Origin of the sequence: Mycobacterium sp. 1245111.1, assembly GCF_001673405.1 — a bacterium.
In the GTDB taxonomy this organism is placed as follows: Bacteria; Actinomycetota; Actinomycetes; order Mycobacteriales; family Mycobacteriaceae; genus Mycobacterium.
Window position 1 is genome coordinate 1 of sequence record NZ_LZLV01000071.1, and the last position, 580, is coordinate 580.

General features: G+C 72.2%; 1 protein-coding gene and 1 pseudogene. One reads left to right on the forward strand and one right to left on the reverse strand.

The window, feature by feature from the left end; translation table 11 throughout:
- Positions 1-196: pseudogene (locus A5658_RS28750) on the reverse strand (MBL fold metallo-hydrolase); the annotation flags it as partial.
- Between A5658_RS28750 and A5658_RS11735 the strand changes: the two are divergent.
- The coding region (locus A5658_RS11735; protein ID WP_231997286.1) for an MBL fold metallo-hydrolase at positions 186-580 on the forward strand (395 nt) is incomplete at its 3' end. The pseudogene A5658_RS28750 and the gene A5658_RS11735 sit on opposite strands and share 11 nt — an antisense overlap.

Consider the following 580-nt stretch of genomic DNA (forward strand, 5'->3'; position numbering starts at 1 on the left):
GAAGCTGGAAGGTTTCGAACGGCTTGAGCCCCACGGCCGGTGGCCCGAGCCGGCCAGCGGCGCCCGGGTTGGTCAGCACCAGTGGGGCGGCCAGCGCCACCCGCCGCCCCTCGTCGTCGAAGTTGTCCGGGTGGTTGTCGTGGCTGACCAACCCGGGCGCCGCTGGCCGGCTCGGGCCACCGGCCGTGGGGCTCAAGCCGTTCGAAACCTTCCAGCTTCCCGCCGAGGGTGGTGCCAAAGCGATTACGGTACAAGCGGTTCCGGCCGTACACGGACCGGCCGACGGGGTTCGCGATGACGGCGGGCACGTCAACTGCGAGGTGACGGGATTCGTGCTGTCGGGTGTGGGCCTGCCGACGGTGTATCTCAGTGGCGACAACGCTTCGGTCGCGGCCGTGCGCGAGATCGCCGACCGGGTGGGCAGCGTCGATGTGGCGGTGATCTTCGCCGGCGCGGCTCGGGTCCCGGCCAAGGAGCGGGGCCGCCCGCTGACGATGACGGGCCAGCGGACGGCCGCCGCCGCCGAAGTGCTGGGCGCCCGGCTCGTCATTCCGGCCCATGTCGACGGGTGGGCACAGCG